This window comes from Cyclobacterium sp. 10D3-21, from assembly GCF_055809755.1.
Genome location: NZ_CM147924.1, coordinates 2,875,435 through 2,891,193 on the forward strand (window position 1 = coordinate 2,875,435; position 15,759 = coordinate 2,891,193).

Genomic DNA, 15,759 nt, shown 5'->3' on the forward strand with positions numbered 1-15,759 from the left:
TTTGATTTAATAATTGCTTTTGGGTACGATCACTCCATATTGGGTCTTAATCCTTTTTAAACGATCCGTCATGGCCGTTTTAATGGAGTCATAAGAAGTGTCATTGTAGATATTATTCATTTCCATTGGATCTTCGTCAAGGTCATAGAGTTCCCATTCATCCAATTCATAAAAATGCATTAATTTATACCTTTCACTCGTTACACCTTCGTGTTTTCTAACACTGTGAACAGCAGGAAATTCATAATAATGGTAATAAAGAAATTCCCTCCAATTTTGTGGTTCATTCCCCATCATCAAAGGGGCTAAACTTCGGCCTTGCATACGGTCTGGGGCAGGCACATCTGCCAAGTCGAGAAATGTCTGGGCAAAATCAAGATTAGAAACCAGTTTGTTACTGGTAATCCCTTCCGGGATTTTTCCTGGCCATTGCATCAATAGGGGAGTTCTGAAAGATTCTTCATACATAAAACGCTTGTCGAACCAACCGTGTTCTCCCAAATAAAACCCCTGATCAGAAGTGTAAACCACCAAAGTGTTTTCGCTGAGGCCATTTTCTTCTAGGTAATCCAATACACGGCCTACGTTGTCATCCACTGATCTTATAGTGGCAAGGTAATCCTTCATGTACCTTTGGTATTTCCAACGGATTAAGTCATCACCTTTGAGGTTTTTACCTTGGAAATCCTCAATTATAGGGTCATAGGTGGCATCCCAATTGGAGCGTTGTGCATCATCCATCCTCTCATAGGTACGCTTAAATATTGGACCATTTTTATTGTCATCTGTCCATATCTTTAAATCAGAAGCCAAATCCATGGTTTTATTTAAACTCATGTCTTGTGTTTTGGCCGCGGTACCTCGGGTAGCATAATCATCAAATAAATTTTCTGGTTCCGGGAAAGTAACGTCTTCATAAAGATCCAAATGCTCAGGTCCTTTTTCCCATTTTCGGTGAGGTGCTTTGTGTTGCAACATTAGCATAAATGGTTTTCCACTATCCTGATTTTCGGAGAGCCACTTCAAAGATTTGTCCGTAATAATATCTGTGACGTATCCTTTTACTATGCTGGTGTCTGTTGCTGAAATAACATCTGGGTTGTAATAGTGCCCTTGTCCGGGAAGAATTTCCCAATGGTCAAAACCTGTGGGAACAGATTTTAAGTGCCATTTGCCTATCAATGCGGTATTATAACCGTTTTCTCTGAGCAGCTTGGGGAAGGTGATTTGACTGCCGTCAAATGTATCCCCATTTGTTCTATGCCCATTTACATGGCTATGTGTACCAGTGAGTACTGAAGCTCTTGAAGGAGCACATATGGAATTGGTTACATAAGCTTTGTTAAAAAGGATACCGTTTGCTGCGATACGGTCAATATTGGGGGTTGGGGCCAAATCTGCCAACCGGCTCTGATAAGCACTTATGGCTTGATAGGCATGGTCATCTGTGAAAATGAACAGTATATTAGGCGCTTTGGCTTCTTCTATTTCAACCACTTGCTTCCCAGAACATCCTGCTAAAACTACAAGGACGAAAAAAAAGTAAACTTTTAACATCCATGGCAGATAAGGTAGTCTTTTCATATTGATGAATTTCATTTCTTTAATTATAAATACCTAAAGAAGTGAACAATATATAGAATATTGGGTGATCTAGGAATAGTTAAGTGCAAAACCTTACTACAAATTTTATTTTCCAATTTCCCTGCTGTGAATTGTAATAAGTTAAAAGAAACACAGAAAGAGTTTGAGACTGGCAATAGCCTTTGTGGAATCGGGTCCCTTTGTTATATTTGATCAACTAATAAATTACCTGCTATGAGATTTTCACAATACGCCTATTTTTTAATTCCTGCATTCTTTCTACTCAGCTGTAAGGAAAGTAACCTCTTGACTCAACTTCAAGAAAGGGAAGGCCTTGTAGCTGCCTGGGGTTTTGAAGAAGAGGCAGGCCATGAAAGGTTAGCTGTAGGCAAGGGAGAATTTCCACTCAAGGAAATGAATGGAAAAGTGGAAAGAGTAGCTGAAGGGCCTTTGTCAGGATATTCAGTTCGAATGGAAAATGAGGCCTATTTCTCTCTGCCTCATGAAAAAACGGATAAACTCAATATCCATGGTAAAAATCAGGGTGTTACGGTAATGGCATGGGTAAAGTGGGAAGGCAAAACTGGATTTGTCGGCGGAATGTGGAATGAATATACGGATGGAGGTAAACGCCAATATGGATTGTTTGTAGACCTCCCACATTATAATGGTGCAGCTCAGGTTTGTGGCCATATTTCTTATTCGGGTGGCCCTACACCACCATTTCCTTACAGTTGCGATTATGCAGCAAGTAAGCAAAAACTAACCAAAGGGAAATGGCACTATATTGCTTTTACCTATGATGGTGAATACATTAAGGCCTTTTTAGATGGGGAGTTTCAGGAAAGAGCACCTGAGCCTATTAATAATACCAAAGGTTTTGAAGGACTTCCTGATGGCCTGGTTCATTCCAAAAACCCCTATCTTTTTAAAGAGGGTATAGGAAATAACGGTTCGGATTTCACAGTGGGGGCAGTAGTACTTTCCAGAGGGATGGGGAATTTTTTCAATGGACTAATTGGAGGATTGGCTGTTTTTGACAAGGTTTTAGAGGAGAAAGAGATAGATGAGATTTTTCAGCAAACAATGGTGGAAAATGATTTCATGGCTAACCAGGATTAAGCCTGGTTAAGTGGTTTTATTTCCTTTGCTCAAAAAGCCAATCCAGTAATCCTGGTTCTTCATCGATAATTTCCCAGCCATGGCCTGCATTGGGACTTTCGTGGTATTTTGGGTGGCCACCTTCTTTTTTTATTGCCGCTATCATGTCTCTTGAACCACTTACAGGCACATTCTTATCATTGGCTCCATGAAAAGCCCATATTTTGGAATTGGCCAATGCTGAAGCTTTTGAAGGGTTACCTTTCCCTGCTACTGGAATAGCTGCCGCAAATAAGTCAGGAGCTGTTTCAATAAAGTGCCAGGCCCCATATCCTCCCAATGAATGTCCGACAACATATATCCTCTTCTTATCAATTTTAAATTCTTTCTCTAAAGCCTTGATGGACTCAAATACCAAGCTGTCTATTGTGGTATGGTTTGGCAGATTTCCCCATGAAGAACCTGATGGAGCCTGTGGTACATGAATATATGCAGGGTATTTTTTTCTGTTTTCTATTTTTGAAAACATTCTGGCAAACAGTGATCCTTCAATTTGCTTGAAATTATCTGTACCCCAACCTGCCCCACCATGCAAAGAAACAACAAGGGGATAGGCCATTGAAGAGTCTAATTGGTAGGGAGTGAGCAAACGGTAATTTAATTTATCACCGTTTTTATTGGTATATATTCTATGTTCAAAAGGTTTTGCAAGCCTTTTTGCAATGGGAGAAATGTGTGTTTTCCAATAGGCTTGGGTACCTATTTTTCCGCCAAATATAAGGAGAAGCACAACCGCCAGTACCGCAAGGGCATAATAAGGATCAGGGTTGGTTTTTATTTCTTCATTTTCTTTGCTTCCCTTTGATTCATGGTAAAACAAAAGCGCCAAGGGTATTGGTATTAATAGCCCTGCAAAGGATAACCCCAAGGAAATGAATTCTATGGTTTCGTTTTCTTTCAGGGCTGGATATTTCACTACCAGAGAAAAAATGGCCAAAGCTATTCCGACTATAATCAAAATGAGTATGCCCATTACCTTCAAATAAATAACTTTCCTTGTTTTAGATAGAACCAGGCTGAAACCATATAGAAGTCCGGCAATCAATTTAAATCCAGTTACATAAAGAAAGTAAGATTCCAATTGCGCAAATGCATTGTTATTAACAATTAAATATAAAATAATGCCTTGGCAAATCTCAAGAAGAGCCAATAATGCACCTAAAAGAAGGGGTTGGTTGTACCCTTTGTGATAAAAATAGGCAAGTCCAAAGCCATTGGCAACCATGCCCATGCTTGTAACAACCAAGAACCAATTTCCGAAGGAAGGAAGTCCATAAATGGAATTGCTAATAAAATAAAGTAAAATGTTTTGATATAGGATTGCAATAAGGAGCAACCCAATGAAAAATATACCGAACAAGAAAAACAATCGCTTCATAAAATTTTAATTTACGTTGATTCCATGAATTTCATCTGCCAAAAGCTTTTCTGATAGTAGTTTCAACTTCTTTTGAGCTACAGATTTATTGGTATAGGAAAAGGCATAAGTAGGATGTTCAGGAGCAAAAAAGAGGATGATTTCATAACTGGATTTAATCGTGCTAAAGGTCGGACTTATTCCATTCGGTGTATTGGTGGTTTTTTGTTCTATTGGGACCAACTTGATGGTTTTAACCAAAGGTAGTTTTCTCCAATCTCCAGTTTTAAAACCACAAAATGAAAAGTAATCCTTGACTTTATGGTCATCAAGATTAATCAAGGTGCCCTCATAGGTATTGATAATAAGGAGTCCAATAATGAAAGAAATTGATCCAACCCATAAGGTTTTTTGCAAATTATCTCCAGCTTCAATAAAAAGGGGACTAAGTAAGACGAAAACACTTATCAATAGTAGGATTGCACCTAAAAGGTGTGCTCCAACGCGTAAATCTCTTCGCTTGTAATTGTAAAATTGCATGTTTGGTCCTTTTGGGCTAGTTGGAAGAATTAACCACTATAATAGGCGATTACTGTGGAAAATAGAAATATATAGTGGGAATTTTAACTTTCTAAAGGCTTTATTACCATTTGTTTATTGGTGAATGACTAACATTAGATTGAAATTCTGATTATAATAGCTTAGCTATTTTTGCTACCAAAATCCCTGCAGAAAATTGAGCACTTCAATTATTTGATTTTGATGGTCCCATCTTTATATAGGGCAATTACGCTGTTTAATATCTCACCGATGGTCTCTATGTCAATGTCTAAATTAGGGTCAACGCGTAAAATCTTCATCCGACTTCGATTGCCTTTTTCTAGTTGGGGGTGGTTAATTCTATTTCCCTCAACAATTCCGATATAGGGTTCATTTGTTTTCTTGTCTTTCCACAGGTAGCAACACATTTTATTCTTAAAGCTAAAAAAGGGCATGCCGTATTTCAAATCAGTGCTGATATTTCCATCCAGAGATAGTATGAAATTACTGATAGCCAAAAATACACTTCGCTCAGGTTCAGGCGTGTTGTGGTAAAAAGAGTCTATTTTCTTCAATTGGTTAAGGGATTGTTTGATGGTATTAATAGTATAGGACAAGTTTTCTGTACGGATCAAATGATTATAAGGAATTGATTTTTTAGCCTTAATCATTTGATTCTATATGGAATAAATGCATCAACCTGTGCGCAAAAGGAGCAAAAAAAATGGCGACTGTACTTAAAAATATTACGCCACTGAAAAGCGCATAGCCTGAAGCAAATATCTTGGCTGCGTCAGTAGACATTTCATCAATAGGCCCCATACCAGTCAATATCATTGATGCATTGTACAAACTGTCGATCCATTCCAATTCACCAATAAAGTGGTAACCCAATATGCCTATTCCCAGAGAGATTATAAGAATGGCAGAAGCAATGGATCCATAATTGATAACCCGTTTAGCAAATTCCGGGAAGGGTAAAAGATTTTTATTTGTAGGCCTATTCATCGTTAAATTATTCTATGTTTTACCAACTCCTCTATAAGCAGTGTTGAAATTCTAACCTACCCAAATTTATAAGTATTTAAGAAGTATAATTTACAAATGATGTTTCCTAAATTAAAATCTCTGGAGCGTTTAAATTCCTAGGCTTGGACCGATACATTTTGTTAGCACCTCTCGAATTTGGAAAAAAAAGAATATAGTAAAATTATTTAAACCCCAAATTGCGTCAAATGGTGGTCAAGATGCTTGTAAAACATATTGTTCCATTCTATTTTGCTAAGCTTGCCAAAGGAATGAGATTCCTTATTGTCGAAGCTTTCTTCTCCTAGTTCCTGTGTATGTTTCAGGTAATCGATGAGCCTTTTACGTTCTAAATCAAAATCCCTTGAATCTGTAATCAGGAAAGCCGGAGCTGTTTGGGAATTGCGTTTGTATGGCTTTTCTCCAACAACTATGTTTTTTACGAAAGTTTTTAAAATAAACTTCAAGAAAAAATTTGGCTTGGGGTGTTTGTTCTCGTACACCATTTCATATGTCACATTGCAGTGGGCAAGCATTTGAGGAGCCGACATTTTACCCCATGCAGGTTTTGTATCCGCTTTCAGCTTATTGATTCGTGCAATCATTTCATCGGTCACACTTTTGTTAAATATATTGGGTAAAGCCATTTTAATGTCCTTAAAGTTTGAATGTGCTATTTACGATTTTTAGACCAAAACGAGTCCTCTAAATGCGATTTCTTACGGTTCTTTGGGATAGGTTTATATTTGAAATATTAATGTTTTCCCTTAGTCTGCTTTACTTTTGTCATAAGAATTACACCCGTTGACCAATTCATTTTGGTTAGGTTAAAGTCTTCTCTTTTTTCAAGGTATTTAACTAGGTTTTCGGCTTTTTCCGCATGTCCTATTGGCCAGTTTGTCTGTTGATTCATGTCATCAATTATGTAAAAGCCACCGACTTTTATCATAGATAATATTTCATCTATCTGGCTGTATTTCCCTGGCCATGCATCGGCAAAGATTAAATCGAATTGCGGGCCCGAATAGCCTTTTATCCATTTTTCGCCATCTTCACAAAGGATAGAAAGCCTTGGGTCTGTTCCAAAAAAGTCCTGCGCAATTTTCGTTAATTTAGGATCGTTATCAATGGTGGTAAGTAAACCATCTTTTCCCAATCCATCCACCATCCAGGCCAATGACAAACCAATCCCTGTACCCAATTCCAAAATATTGGCATTTTTACGAGAGGAAATAAGTGTTTTTAGCAAACTGCCAATGTACAAATCAGAGGGCATGCTAAAGCCAATTTCCTCCGATTTGGCTTGAATTTTTGGGTATGCTGAGGGAATGTCTTTAATATTGGACTGATCCATAGGTATGGTTTTAGCTAAATTTATTTTTTTATTTTCGACCAACTGGTTTTCTAATCCAAAATGGTTTTTTAAGGCTTTGTATTTTACATCAATGCATCCCTTTTTCAAAGTAGCTGCACAATTAGAGACTTGCAATTTAGCAAGGATTATTTTTCCGTAATTCTTTTGATTTCATTGATTAATAAAGGAAAGGCAGGATGCGTCATGCCATGTCCATATCCATCCATTTCATACAAGACAGTTTCTTTATGTCCCACCACTTTCATCATACGCATTAGATAGGCATTCTCCTCATACCTGCCCAAAAGTTCGCGTTCACGGTCCCCGGTAATCAATAAAAGCGGAGGAGCATCTTTACGAACATGAAATAGCGGCGCATATTTATCAATGGTTGGTTGTTCTCCAGGAATCCCCTGTTCCCCACGCACCGTGAAATGGGTAATCGTGTGGCCGCTAAATGGAATCAATCCGGCAATGTCATTAGCGTCAATTCCATGGGTTCCTAAATAAGATTTATCTAAACCTATCATACTCGCCAAATACCCACCTGCAGAATGTCCGGAGACAAATATACGAGATGGGTCTCCTCCATAGTCCGCTATGTTTTGAAAGGCCCAGGCAACCGCTGCTGCCGCATCCTTAATGTATTCGGGGGCTTTCACCTTTGGGGATAACCTATAATTGACACCAATTATAGCTATACCTTTATTTTTTAGGGCTTCAGGGATTTCTTTTTTACCATTTGTAATTCCTCCCCCATGAAACCATACTACTGTGGCAAAATTCTCTACGCCTTTTGGGTAGTAAATATCCAGAACGCATCGTTCAGACAAGTAAGCGTCTGATTTTCTTATTTCATTCTTATAGTACGGGATGTTCTCAGCGATTTCATAGTTGTCTCCCTGCGCATAGGTAAACAATGCCGATAAGGCAAAGCATAAAATCAATACAATTCTTTTCATGGGATAAGTTTGGTTAAATATTTTGGGAGTTTATAAATGCTTGATTTTTAAAAATATGTCAATTGAATTTTTAAATTACTTAAAATAATTAAGGATTTCATTAGCAATGAGTTCATATCCTTTTTCATTGGGTGGGTTTATAGGCTTAATTCGCAAAGTTTTTTGACGGTTTTTAAGTTCCTTGTAGTTGCAGAGGTTTTAAGTTTACTCTCAAAAAAGTTATTGGTTAACTTGGACTGATGGTATTTGCCTTCGCAATAAATGAAAACATCTTTTCCTTTAATTATGAATTTATCAGGATTAAAATCCAATCTTTGAATTTTCTCAAGGTGTTCCTTTTCAGGTTCATTGTTTAGGAATGTTATGTGAAGTTTGGAAATTTCTGTACCAGCTTCCCCGTAAAAAGGGTTGTTTTTAAAAGTATTGTGTAATTCCTGAGCAGCTCTTACAATGACCGGAACATCGAAGCCGAACTCACTTTTAATTGATTTTTCGATTGAATCGGCCATTTCGGTTTTGCTAGTTTTATTTTCAGAAGTGAAAATAACATTTCCACTTTGAATATAGGTCAAGACCTCTTTAAATCCCAATTTTTCAAACAAGGCTTTTAAGTCTGCCATTAGGATTTTTCTTTTTCCGCCAACATTAATTCCTCTTAAAATCGCGACTTTCTTCTCCATGTTTTTTGGTGTGAATTTATTGAATTTTTTATTAAGCTATTTGTTTTGAAGACCTTTTCCATCCAATATATTGGGGATACATTTTGCTATTCGGGAAACCCGGGTTTTGGACTGTTTTGGTTGCGAAAAATACAAAATATAGCCTCTCTGCCTTCCTGGAGTTAATGCCTTGAAAGCCAGTTTAAAGTCTGGATATTCGGTAAATTTTGACTTTAATTCTTCGGGCAAAACTTCATTGGAGGTATCCTTTATTTTCACCTTTAAACCTGATTTTTCTACTTCTATGGCTTCAAAGATCCAATTTCTCAATTGACCTTCTTTATCCAATATTTGCTGGAGATTGGTAAATTTTATTATTCGAGCTGCCTGTGTGTTTTCACCAGGTTTTTCAAGGATATTGTCCGCATTTTTGAGCAAAGCCCCTTTAAAAAAACTTACTGCGCAAAATTCTTTAAAAGCACTCATTATTAGTACGTTGCTTTCTGACTTGCTTGTTTTGGGATTATGAATAGTGTAACAAGGAACGCCCCACTTTATCTGTTCCGTCAGGCCACAGCTAAGAATGATTTTTCTTAGATATTTCAACTCTTGCTGCCAGTTATTGACTTTACAGGCGGGGGTAGCTCCCAATGGGCAACGCCCACAGCCATCTTTTAAATAATGGTCAACACCTAAGTTCATGGATTTCTTTTCGTTTTACTGATTTTATTTGGAGCAATTGGTCTTTTAATCATCCAAGCCTTTGCCATTAAGGATATTGTTCCTGTATTTTTCTATTCTTGTGAATCGGGTCTTAGATTGTTTTGCAGAAGAGAAGTACAATAGATAGGCCCGTTGTCTCCCAGGAGTAAGTGATTTAAAACCAGCCTGTAAGCCAGGATCTTTATTTAGTTCCATCTGAAATTCTTCAGGAATGGCATATTCTGTTGTTTTTTTCTTTGGTACTTTTAAGCCTTTTTTCTCTATTGAAATGGCTTCTTCGATTAAAACTTTTAAGGTTGGTGAAAGCCTGTTCACCTCTTCTTCATTTGTAAATCGCATTTGTCTAGCTGACTGCACATTTTCAGTCTGCTGGACAAGGACCTTGTCGGTATCAATTAGTAGTGCCCCTTTTATAAACAATACAGCACAATACTCCTTAAAAGCATGAATCAAAAGCACATTATTATGCTTCTTTTCAGAGGTTTTTGAGGGCATTGTGTAGCAGGGAACACCCCATTTTAACTCTTCGGTCAATGGGAATTCCAAAATGACCTTTCTTAATAGACTCATTTCTGCTTGCCACTTTCTGGCTTTGACGAAATAAAAATTGACATCAGTATTCATAGCAACAGCTGATTAAAATAAGTGTACTCTAAAATATCACAATATCTGCACGGATGCAAAAAATAAATTATTGTGGTCTCTTAATTTTGCTCGAATAAGCCTTTGCTATTGCTACTAGGTTGAAATAAAAAAGGCTATTCAAATCAATTGAAAAGCCTTTTTTATGTTGATAATAAATAAAGATCAAGGTAATAATTTGCTTTTAAAAACCATGAGTTTTTCACGGGTCATCTCATGCATAGAGTAGGGTATTCCTCCCATTCCTTCACCCGATACATCTCTTCCCCCAAAAGGCATCCAATCTACTCTAAAGGCAGTATGGTCATTTACCATAACAGCAGTAGCATTTAATTTATGAACCGTATCTAAGGCGACGTCTAAATCTTTTGTGAAGACAGCCGCTTGAAAGTGGAATTCAAGACTGTTGGCCAATGCAATGGCTTCATCTCTATCGTCATAGGCGTAGACACATACTACAGGGCCAAAAATTTCTAATTTTGAAACCTTGGCCTCATTTGATGGATTGAGTAATACCGTAGGTTCGTAGCAAGTGTCACTGATTTTTTTACCACCACATAGCAGCTTAGCACCACCAGAAATGGCTTCTTTCACCCATTCATCTACACGATCTACTTCTCCGGTTTGAATCAATGGACCAACCTCTGTGTCCTTTGCCAATGGATCACCTACTTTTAATTTTTTAGCAGAGGCAGCAATGTCTTTTGCTAGTTTTTCTGCAATGGATCGATGTGCAAACACTTTTTGGACAGAAACGCATACTTGTCCTGCATGGTAAAAACCACCCTTCACCAATAAGGGTAACATGTCTTCCATCACAGCGTCTGCTTCTACTATCACAGGTGCAGCCCCTCCATGTTCCAATGCACACCTTGTTCCTGGTGCCATTTTTGATTTTAGTGACCAGCCAACTTTAGCAGAGCCAATAAAGGATAGAAAATTAATTCGTTTATCGCTAATCAATTTTTCCGAAAGCTGATTGCTACAATTGATGGTTTGTACCCAACCATCCGGAACGCCAGCCTCCTCTAGTATCTCTACCAGTGCCAGGCAGGAAAATGGTGTTTTACTGGCTGGTTTGACGATAACCGGACAACCTGCAGCGAAAGCTGTTATTACCTGGTGAACAATTAGATTTAAAGGGTGATTGAATGCAGACAAAGAAGCGACCACGCCAATTGGTTCACGGATAGTAAAGGCCAATCTATTCACGGAAGATTCGGTAATTCCCATTGGAATTTGTCCACCTTTCATATGAGAGATTTCTTCTGTAGCGATTTTCAATCCGTTTATCGCTCTTTTTACCTCTACTTTGGAGTCTTGGTATGGTTTTCCGCCTTCCTGAGCAGCTTTATTGGTTAATTCTTCTACTTTTTCCTCCATCAAAGCCCTTGCTTTTTCCAGAATAGCAATTCTTTTATGCGCTGGAATCCATTGGTTTCTATCTTGAAAAAGGGCATGAGCAGTTTTTATTTTTTGCTCCAACTCATCTTCGTTGGCCATAGGTAATGTACCTATTAGCGTTTTGTCATAAGGTGAATATACTTTTAGTTGGTCATTCATAACTTCGAAATTTTTTCTTTCAACATTACATTTAAAATCGGGTGGTTTAAAGAGTAATCAACTTTTAGGTCGATTACATGTACTCCCGGACTATTAAGTGCTTTATCCAGAATTTCTTGTAATTCTTTGTCACTTTCGGGACGGTGGCCATGTGCGCCATAACTATTGGCATATTGGACAAAGTCAGGATTCTTAAAATCTAAACCAAAATCTTTAAATCCCATGTCTTTTTGTTTCCACTTGATCATTCCATACGATTCATCATTAAGGATGATTACGACCATATTTAGTCCAAGACGAACGGCGGTCTCCAGTTCCTGGGAATTCATCATAAATCCTCCATCACCACATATAGCTACCACCTTTTTATCCGGGTTTAACAATTTTACACACATGGCAGATGGTAGCCCAGCGCCCATGGTTGCCAATGCGTTGTCTAGTAAAAGGGTGTTGGGATGATAACAAGTATAATTCCTGGCAAACCATATTTTATAAACACCATTGTCCAGCGTAATCACGTCTTTTCCCCCAAGTTTATTTCTCAATAAATTCACTAATCTTTGGGGTAGGGTAGGGAAGCGTTCGTCCTCGAAGTATTTACCAAGATGTGCCGAAACTTCTTTTTTTACTTTTTTGTAGAAACTAAAATCCCAGCCATTTGAAGGTTTCACTGTCTCGGATAATTTCTCTACAGAACTAGTGATATCACCGACAACGTTTAGTTGTGGGAAATATACTGGATCTACTTCTGCAGCAGAAAAGTTAACATGGATAACCTTTTTACCACCCTGTTTCATGAAGAAAGGGGGCTTTTCAATCACATCATGGCCTACGTTGATGATTAAGTCAGATTCATCAATTGCAGCATGCACAAAATCATTGCTGGACAGCGCGGCAGTACCAAGGTATTTAGGGTGTCTTTCGTCGATTACTCCTTTACCCATTTGTGTAGTGAAAAAATAGATTCCCGTTTTATCAACGAACTCAGCAAGTGCTTTGCATATCACTGTTCGGTTGGCTCCTGCCCCTATAAGTAAAAGAGGCATTTTAGCATTTTGAATCATTTCAGCTGCGGAGCGAATCGCAGCATCATCTGGTTTTGGTGATAAATGGCCTACTACCTCAAAAACATGGTCATCAACTTCTTCTTGTGCTATATCTTCAGGGAGTTCAAGGTGAACAGCTCCTGGTCGTTCTTCTGTCGCCAAACGGAAAGCCTCACGGATGTTAGAAGCGATAACATTGCCATCTACGATTTGCTTTGTGTATTTGGTGATCGGTCTCATCATATCGACCACATCTATTATTTGAAAACGTGCTTGCTTGCTTTTCTTAATGGGCTTTTGTCCAGTAATCATGAGCATTGGCATCGCACCCAATTGTGCGTAAGCTCCCGGAGTAAACAAGTTGGTAGCACCAGGACCTAATGTGGACATGCATACGCCTGGTTTTCCTGTAAGCCTTCCATAAGTAGCCGCCATAAATCCGGCTCCCTGCTCATGCCTTGTTAAGATTAATTTTATTTTTGAGTGGGTCAAGGACTCTAAAATATCGAGATTTTCCTCTCCTGGAAGACCAAAAATATATTCTACACCTTCTTTTTCCAGTGCTTTTACAAATAAATCAGATGCTTTCATACAATAAAAGTTTGTGGTTATGGTCTCAGTTTCTATTTAATGATTGATAAAACCGAACGTTGAATAAATAACTCAAGTAGCACTAAATGCCTCAAAAACCAGGCCTATAAACGCCAATCATTATAGAATCAATTGTTTTTGCAATTTCAGAAGGAGGTAAATATTCAATCAAGTATCGATGTAATCCTTCAGGATCTTCTTGCCAGGTATTGCTTCCATCTTTATTAACGAGAACATTGCCTTTGGGGCTCATTTCCCAATACTTTTTTTCAGAAAGGGCAAAAAGGATGGAAGTCTGGTCCCAGCTTTGTCTTCCTGAATAGTCATTGAATAATTTATAGGCAAGGCTAACAGGATGGTCAGCAGGAAGCGCATTTTTTAGAAAATCAGCCCCAGTGATGATGTCATTACCTATTTCCCAACCAGAAAAAATCACTTCTCCTGGCCAGTTCTTTACAGCAACTTGAGTAGACTCTGGATCAGGTCGATAAAAATTAGCTTCTTTTCCATTTGGAAATTGCCCACCCATGCAGGACCAAAGTTTCACCTTTTTTTTGATCAGTTCCTTGCCGTCCAATGGACTAATTTTATCAGGCTTGGATTCCAATAAATTACGCACATTTGTCAAATGGCCAATGCTTATAATGATAATGCTATTGTCAGGAGAATTGGCAAGCAATCTTCTGTAAAGTTGAGTGGCGTCCTCAGGCTCCCGGTCTTGTTTTAAAGGATGAGGAAATGCTGTCGCTAATGTTTTCGTGTATTTTGAGAAACTCCTGAGAGCAAGCCCTTTTTCGACAGCAATCGGTATATCAGGTCTACCGTAATAAGTGTTGATTGCAGCGGCACAGCCTGCAGCATCTATATCATCACTAGTGACAACCACACCTAAAATTTTGATTCGTTGATTGTCTTCCAGAGTATGGAGCATTGCCAAAGCGCCAACATCATCTACGTCAGAATCCAAATCGGCATCGAGGATGATGGGTACCTGTGCTTTTAGAGGTAGTGAAATAGCAAAAAGTAAAAGAAAGAATAATTTAACTTGAAGATTCATTTATTAAAGTGGGTTTATCAATCTGATTTTTATCAGGAAAAAGCAAAGATACTATTGGAATAGTTATTAAACTGCAAACCATGGAGAATGTTCTAAATGGAAATTGAATTCCTGCAATAGGGTCCTCCATCGGGTAAGGTAGGAATGGAGAAATCCCAAAGATGGGTTCACCGCCACCAAACCTTAATAATAAACCAACGATTATTCCTGCAATGGCTCCATTTTTATTTGCTTTTTTAAAGTACAATGCCATCACCAATTGAGGGAACAAGACAACATATACGAGATCGGCACAAAGGTACCATAGCTCATATACACTTTGAAGTGTTAAGGCAAGCCAGGTAGAAATCATACCTATTATCAATATGGCCAATCTAATTGATCCTTTGATTTGTTTGTCCGTACAGGAAGGGTTGATCAATGGTCTGTAAAAATTCCAGGTAAACATTGAAGCAGCAGATAATATGGAAGAATCTACTGAAGACATCACCGCTGCCGCTACAGCCCCAAGCCCCAATGCTGCAACGATTGGAGGAGTCATTTCTAGCAATACATAAGGTAGGACCATGGTTGGTTCAGGGGCTACCCCTAAGGTAGATTGCGTCCAATCGAAGCCAACACCCGCAACGCCAATTAGTATCGCAGGGATGGCCATTAAAGCACAACATATTCCTCCCAAAATGGACAACCTGACCGCTGACCTATCCGAATTTGAAGACAAGACCCGCTGAAAATATACCTGCCAGGGAATTCCACCCATGATCAGGAGCAAGGCAAAATCAAGCCACACCCATATACTATTTCCCCATGCCGGATCATTTCCTGTAAAGGCGTTTAGACTTGGGAATAAGGTGAATCCGTTTGCTATTTGTTGGTCATAAATGGTCAATGCAGCATCTATTCCACCGATTTTATCCAAAGCAAATGGAATAGAGATGCCTAAGCCTACTATTATGAAAATAAGTTGGACTACATCCGTATAAGCTACTGACCATAATCCCCCCATCATGGTATAGCCTATAGCTATACTTGCTGAAACCAAAATAGATGTTTCCAGGTCCAATTCAAAAATGGTGGCGAAGGTTATTCCCAAGGCTGCCAGAATAGCAGCACTCCAGAAAATTTCCCCTATAAGCGCTGGGATAAATAAAATTGCAGCAGTTTTTTTGCCGTATTTATGTTCGAATACATCGATGAATGTGGTATACCCAAAACTTCGGATTTTTTTTGCAAAGAACAAGCCCCCCAATATTAAACTTAAGGCATAACCCCAAGGAGCTTGCGCCCAAACCAGTCCTCTGGCGCTATCATATACGGCTTCGCTTGTGCCTATGAGGTATCCGCCACCTACCCATGTTGCAGTCATGGTGAAAATCCCGATCCAGGCGGGCATTCGGCGACCAGCTAGTAAAAGCCCTTGTGATGTTTGGTCACCGGATTCTTTTTTACTGGCATAATATCCAATGTAAAGAATAATTAAATAAAATATTACTG

At 38.6% G+C, this 15,759-nt stretch carries 16 protein-coding genes; 1 reads left to right on the plus strand and 15 read right to left on the minus strand.

What is annotated here, in order from left to right; translation table 11 throughout:
- Nucleotides 1-6: 6 nt before the first annotated feature.
- Nucleotides 7-1,584, minus strand: a complete 1,578-nt coding sequence (locus tag AC0L7T_RS11640; RefSeq protein WP_473342806.1) for a sulfatase family protein — start codon at nt 1,582-1,584, stop codon at nt 7-9.
- A gap of 234 nt (nt 1,585-1,818) precedes the next feature.
- Here AC0L7T_RS11640 and AC0L7T_RS11645 point away from each other — a divergent pair, with 234 nt between their 5' ends.
- Nucleotides 1,819-2,706 carry a LamG-like jellyroll fold domain-containing protein gene (locus AC0L7T_RS11645; RefSeq protein ID WP_473342807.1) on the plus strand — a complete coding sequence of 296 codons (888 nt, stop codon included), beginning with the start codon at nt 1,819-1,821 and terminating at the stop codon, nt 2,704-2,706.
- A gap of 16 nt (nt 2,707-2,722) precedes the next feature.
- Here the strand turns inward: AC0L7T_RS11645 and AC0L7T_RS11650 are convergent, their stop codons facing one another.
- From AC0L7T_RS11650 to AC0L7T_RS11715, 14 genes are all read right to left on the minus strand, one after another.
- Entirely contained in the window at nt 2,723-4,123 is a 1,401-nt protein-coding gene (locus tag AC0L7T_RS11650; RefSeq protein ID WP_473342808.1) for a carboxylesterase family protein, read from the minus strand.
- A 6-nt stretch (nt 4,124-4,129) separates the two neighbouring features.
- A complete protein-coding gene (locus AC0L7T_RS11655; RefSeq protein WP_473342809.1) occupies nt 4,130-4,642 on the minus strand; it encodes a hypothetical protein in 513 nt (170 codons plus the stop codon).
- 209 nt (nt 4,643-4,851) lie between these two features.
- Nucleotides 4,852-5,313 (minus strand): DUF1801 domain-containing protein, encoded by a 462-nt coding sequence (locus AC0L7T_RS11660; protein WP_473342810.1) that lies wholly within the window; start codon nt 5,311-5,313, stop codon nt 4,852-4,854.
- Nucleotides 5,306-5,650: a hypothetical protein gene (locus AC0L7T_RS11665; protein WP_473342811.1), complete on the minus strand. Its 345-nt coding sequence runs from the start codon at nt 5,648-5,650 to the stop codon at nt 5,306-5,308. The genes AC0L7T_RS11660 and AC0L7T_RS11665 overlap by 8 nt, the downstream gene beginning before the upstream one ends.
- Nucleotides 5,651-5,856: 206 nt before the next feature.
- Nucleotides 5,857-6,315, minus strand: a complete 459-nt coding sequence (locus AC0L7T_RS11670) for a DUF1569 domain-containing protein (RefSeq protein WP_473342812.1) — start codon at nt 6,313-6,315, stop codon at nt 5,857-5,859.
- A 107-nt stretch (nt 6,316-6,422) separates the two neighbouring features.
- A complete protein-coding gene (locus AC0L7T_RS11675) occupies nt 6,423-7,130 on the minus strand; it encodes an O-methyltransferase (RefSeq protein WP_473342813.1) in 708 nt (235 codons plus the stop codon).
- A 38-nt stretch (nt 7,131-7,168) separates the two neighbouring features.
- Nucleotides 7,169-7,984, minus strand: a complete 816-nt coding sequence (locus tag AC0L7T_RS11680) for an alpha/beta hydrolase (RefSeq protein WP_473342814.1) — start codon at nt 7,982-7,984, stop codon at nt 7,169-7,171.
- A 137-nt stretch (nt 7,985-8,121) separates the two neighbouring features.
- Nucleotides 8,122-8,664, minus strand: a complete 543-nt coding sequence (locus AC0L7T_RS11685; RefSeq protein ID WP_473342815.1) for a DUF1697 domain-containing protein — start codon at nt 8,662-8,664, stop codon at nt 8,122-8,124.
- A 36-nt stretch (nt 8,665-8,700) separates the two neighbouring features.
- Nucleotides 8,701-9,345 (minus strand): YdeI/OmpD-associated family protein, encoded by a 645-nt coding sequence (locus tag AC0L7T_RS11690; protein WP_473342816.1) that lies wholly within the window; start codon nt 9,343-9,345, stop codon nt 8,701-8,703.
- A 45-nt stretch (nt 9,346-9,390) separates the two neighbouring features.
- Nucleotides 9,391-9,990, minus strand: coding sequence for a YdeI/OmpD-associated family protein (locus AC0L7T_RS11695; protein WP_473342817.1), 600 nt, complete (start codon nt 9,988-9,990; stop codon nt 9,391-9,393).
- A gap of 183 nt (nt 9,991-10,173) precedes the next feature.
- Complete coding sequence (locus AC0L7T_RS11700) at nt 10,174-11,571, minus strand: aldehyde dehydrogenase family protein (protein WP_473342818.1); 1,398 nt, start codon at nt 11,569-11,571, stop codon at nt 10,174-10,176.
- Nucleotides 11,568-13,208: an acetolactate synthase large subunit gene (locus AC0L7T_RS11705; RefSeq protein WP_473342819.1), complete on the minus strand. Its 1,641-nt coding sequence runs from the start codon at nt 13,206-13,208 to the stop codon at nt 11,568-11,570. Before AC0L7T_RS11705 ends, AC0L7T_RS11700 begins: the two co-directional genes overlap by 4 nt.
- Nucleotides 13,209-13,299: 91 nt before the next feature.
- Nucleotides 13,300-14,265 carry a nucleoside hydrolase gene (locus AC0L7T_RS11710; protein WP_473342820.1) on the minus strand — a complete coding sequence of 322 codons (966 nt, stop codon included), beginning with the start codon at nt 14,263-14,265 and terminating at the stop codon, nt 13,300-13,302.
- The gene (locus AC0L7T_RS11715; protein WP_473342821.1) at nt 14,249-15,658 is read right to left on the minus strand and encodes a high affinity choline transporter 1; all 1,410 of its coding nucleotides are present in this window, start codon (nt 15,656-15,658) and stop codon (nt 14,249-14,251) included. The genes AC0L7T_RS11710 and AC0L7T_RS11715 overlap by 17 nt, the downstream gene beginning before the upstream one ends.
- Nucleotides 15,659-15,759 lie beyond the last annotated feature (101 nt).